Origin of the sequence: Micrococcus sp. HSID17227, assembly GCF_003989405.1 — a bacterium.
Taxonomy (GTDB): domain Bacteria; phylum Actinomycetota; class Actinomycetes; order Actinomycetales; family Micrococcaceae; genus Micrococcus; species Micrococcus luteus.
In genome coordinates this window covers 1-3,975 of record NZ_RBLN01000197.1, presented here as the reverse complement: position 1 = coordinate 3,975, position 3,975 = coordinate 1, and the positions used below count along the sequence as shown (strand labels likewise).

The window sequence follows — 3,975 nt, the reverse complement described above, 5'->3', positions numbered from 1 at the left end:
GCATGTCCCTAGCTGCTGTCGAAGCCGGGGCCGAGGTTGGCGGAGGTGGCGGGGACGGAGACGGACGCGGCGGTCCCGGGCGCCAGCGGCTGCGGTGCGGCCATGGCTCAGCTCAGGCCGAGGGCCTGGGCGACGGTGACCACGTCGAACGGCACCGAGCGCGGGGTCACGTCGGCGCCGTCGGCGCCGCGCAGGGCCCACTGCGGGTCCTTGAGGCCGTGGCCGGTGACGGTGATGACCCAGCTCTTGCCGGCCGGCACGTTCCCGGCGGCGTGGTGCTTGAGCAGCCCGGCGACGCCGGCGGCGGAGGCGGGCTCGACGAACACGCCCTCCTTCGCGGAGAGCCAGCGGTGGGCCTCGAGGATCTCCTCGTCCGTGACGGAGTCGATCATCCCGCCGGACTCGTCGCGGGCGGCCTCGGCCTGCTCCCACGAGGCCGGGTTGCCGATCCGGATGGCGGTGGCGATCGTGTCCGGGTCGGTCACGGGGTGGCCCTGGACGATCGGGGCGGCGCCCGCGGCCTGGAAGCCCCACATCACGGGGGTCTTCGTGGCCACCGCGGGCAGCTCGGCGTCCGAGGCGCCCTCGTGCGGGTTCACGTAGGGGGCGGCGTACTCGCGGTAGCCCTTCCAGTACGCGGTGATGTTGCCCGCGTTGCCCACGGGCAGCAGGTGGTAGTCCGGGGCGTCGCCGAGGGTGTCCACGACCTCGAACGCGCCGGTCTTCTGCCCCTCGATGCGGGCCGGGTTGACGGAGTTCACGAGGAACACGGGGTAGTTCTCGGCCAGCTTGCGGGCCACCTCGAGGCAGTCGTCGAAGTTGCCCTGCACCTGGAGGATCTCCGCGCCGTGGGCCACGGCCTGGGACATCTTGCCCATCGAGATCTTCCCCTCGGGCACGAGCACGGCGCACGTGATCCCGGCCTGCGCGGCGTAGGCCGCCGCCGAGGCGGACGTGTTGCCGGTGGACGCGCAGACGACGGCCTTCGCGCCGTCCGCGACGGCGGCGGTGATCGCCATGGTCATGCCGCGGTCCTTGAAGGAGCCGGTCGGGTTCATGCCCTCGAACTTCACGTGCACGGTGCCCTGCACCAGCTCGGAGAGGTGGGGGGCGTGGATGAGCGGGGTGCCGCCCTCGCCGAGGGTGATCACGCGCGTGTCCTCGGTGACGGGCAGGCGGTCGGCGTACTCGCGGACGACGCCGCGCCACTGGTGGGCCATGGGTCAGTTCCCTTCGACTCGGAGGACGGACGCGACCTCGTGGACGACGTCCAGGGCGGCGAGCGCCCCGACGGTGGCGTCGAGGTCGCGCTGCCGCGCACGGTGGGTGATCAGCCGCAGGGACGCGCCGGGGGCGTCCTCGCGCTCAGATGGGACCTGACGCAGCGTCTCGATGGAGACGCCGTGCTCCTCGAACACCCCGGCGACGCGGCGCAGCACACCGGGCTGGTCCGCCGCGCGCAGCACGACCATGAAGGAGGTGTGGGCCTCGGCCGGGTCCAGGGCGGGCAGGGCGGTGACGGGGGTGCGCAGGCGCGCCGGGCCGCCGCGCACGATGCGCTGGGCGATCGAGACGACGTCGCCCATCACCGCGGAGGCGGTGGGGGCGCCGCCGGCGCCGGGACCGTAGAACATGAGCTCGCCGGCGTTGTCGGCCTCCACGAAGACGGCGTTGAACGCCCCGCGCACGGAGGCCAGCGGGTGCTCCCGCGGCAGCAGGGTGGGGTGCACGCGCAGGACCGCGCCCTCGGCGCCGTCGGCGGCGCGGCCGCGCTCGGCGATCGCCAGCAGCTTGATGACGTAGCCCGCCTCCGCGGCGGCGGCGTTGTCCTCGGCCGTGATCGCGGTGATGCCCGCGACGGCCACCTGGTCCAGTGTGTACGGCGCCCCGAACGCGATGGTCGCCAGGATCGCGGCCTTCGCGGCGGCGTCGTGGCCCTCGACGTCGGCGGTCGGGTCGGCCTCGGCGTAGCCGAGCCGCTGGGCCTCGGCGAGGGCGTCGTCGAAGTCCGCCCCCTCGGAGTCCATCCGGTCGAGGATGAAGTTGGTGGTGCCGTTGGCGATGCCCATCACGCGGGTGACGCGGTCGCCGCCCAGGGAGTCGCGCAGCGGGCGCAGGATCGGGATGGCGCCGGCGACGGCGGCCTCGAAGCTGAGCTGCGCGCCGGTGGCGGCGGCCGCGGCGTACAGCTCCTCGCCGTGCTGGGCCAGCAGCGCCTTGTTGCCCGTCACCACGGACGTGCCGGCGGCCAGGGCGCGCAGGATCAGGGTGCGGGCCGGCTCGATGCCGCCCATCAGCTCGATGACGACGTCCGCGCCGTCCACGAGCGCCTCGGCGTCGGTCGTGTAGAGCGCCGGGTCCGCCTGCCAGTCGCGCGTCGCGCCCGTGTCCCGCACCGCGATGCCCGTGAGCTCGAGGTCGGCGCCCACGCGGTCCCGCAGGATGTCGGCGTCCTCGGTGAGGATCCGGGCGGTCTGGGACCCCACGGTCCCGCCGCCCAGCAGGGCGACCTTGAGTGCGGTGGGGGCGTCGGTGTGCTGGGGCATGGTCCTCCGTGATCCAGGGTGGGTCGGGCCCGCGCGACCGCGCGGCCCGGCTGGCCTCGAATCTAGCGCGGCGCCCCGGCCCGTCCCACCGCGCGACACTCGGTGTCCGCAGAGCGGGACGGACCCACCCGGGCTCGAGGCCGGCGGCCGGGTGCGCCGCGCCCGCGTCCTCAGCGGGCGAGGCGCGGATCGGCCTCGCGGGCGAACAGGTCCTCCTGCGTCTCGCGGCGGATGATCACCCGCGCCTGCCCGCCGGAGACCGCGACGACGGCCGGGCGGGCCAGCGCGTTGTAGTTCGAGGACATCACGTGCGTGTACGCGCCCGTGGCCGGCACGGCCAGCAGGTCGCCGCGGCCCAGGTCGGCCGGCAGGTACACGTCGCGGACGAGGATGTCGCCGGACTCGCAGTGCTTGCCCACCACGCGGGAGAGCACCGGCTCGGCCTCCGAGGTGCGGCGCGCGGAGACGGCGGTGTAGTCGGCGTCGTAGAGGACGGGACGCGGGTTGTCGGACATGCCGCCGTCCACGGCGACGTAGCGGCGGGCCGCCGTGCCGCCGTCGGGGGCGTCCGCGTCCACGGTCTTGGTCACCCCGACCGTGTAGAGGGTCAGGCCCGCGGGGCCTGAGATGGCCCGCCCCGGCTCGAGCGAGACCCGCGGGCACCTCAGGCCGAGGCGCTCGACGGTCTTCTGGACGTCGTCGGCGAGGGCGTCGGCGATCTCCGCGGCCGGGCGCGGCTCGTCCACGGCCGTGTAGGCGATGCCGTGGCCGCCACCGAGGTCGAGCTCGGCCAGCTCCACCCCGTGCTCGGCCTTGACCTCGGCGAGGAACTCGAGCACGCGTCCGGCCGCCAGCCCGAAGCCCTCGGCCTCGAAGATCTGGGACCCGATGTGGCAGTGCACGCCCAGCAGGTCGATCGACTCGGCCGCCAGGGCCGCGGCCACGGCGACGGCGGCCGGCGAGCGGCCGGCCACGTTGCCGTCCCGGTCGGTGGAGGCCGGGGCCAGGGAGAGGCCGAACTTCTGGTCCTCGTGCGCGGTGGCGATGAAGTCGTGGGTGTGCGCGTGCACGCCCGGGGTCAGCCGGAGCATCACGGGGGCGCGGCGGCCGACCTCGGCCGCGAGCGCGGCCAGGTGGGTGAGCTCGTCGAGCGAGTCCACGATGATCCGGCCCACGCCCGCCTCGAGGGCGGTGCGCAGCTCGGCGTCCGACTTGTTGTTGCCGTGCAGGCCGATGTGGGCCGGGTCGACGCCGGCGGCCAGCGCGATCGCCAGCTCGCCGCCGGAGGCGGTGTCCACGCGCAGGCCCTCCTCGGCCGCCCAGCGGGCGGTGGAGAGGGTGAGCATGGACTTGCCGGCGTAGTAGACGTCCGCTCCCCCGCACAGGTCGGCGAACGCGGCGTCGAAGCCCTCGCGGAACGCGCGGGCGA

The 3,975-nt window shown here is 74.9% G+C and carries 3 protein-coding genes; all 3 read right to left on the bottom strand.

What is annotated here, in order from left to right:
• Nucleotides 1-107: 107 nt before the first annotated feature.
• A complete protein-coding gene (gene thrC, locus D8M29_RS09285; RefSeq protein ID WP_036313078.1) occupies nt 108-1,220 on the bottom strand; it encodes a threonine synthase in 1,113 nt (370 codons plus the stop codon).
• A gap of 3 nt (nt 1,221-1,223) precedes the next feature.
• A complete protein-coding gene (locus tag D8M29_RS09280; protein WP_049147165.1) occupies nt 1,224-2,546 on the bottom strand; it encodes a homoserine dehydrogenase in 1,323 nt (440 codons plus the stop codon).
• Between the two features lie 170 nt (nt 2,547-2,716).
• A partial coding sequence (lysA, locus tag D8M29_RS09275; RefSeq protein WP_127445926.1) for a diaminopimelate decarboxylase occupies nt 2,717-3,975 on the bottom strand: 1,259 nt, incomplete at its 5' end.

Bases quoted from the DNA above. Each gene is read 5' to 3' on its own strand.
- thrC (WP_036313078.1), bottom strand. From the start codon at position 1,220: ATGGCCCACCAGTGGCGCGGCGTCGTCCGCGAGTACGCCGACCGCCTG.
- D8M29_RS09280 (WP_049147165.1), bottom strand. From the start codon at position 2,546: ATGCCCCAGCACACCGACGCCCCCACCGCACTCAAGGTCGCCCTGCTG.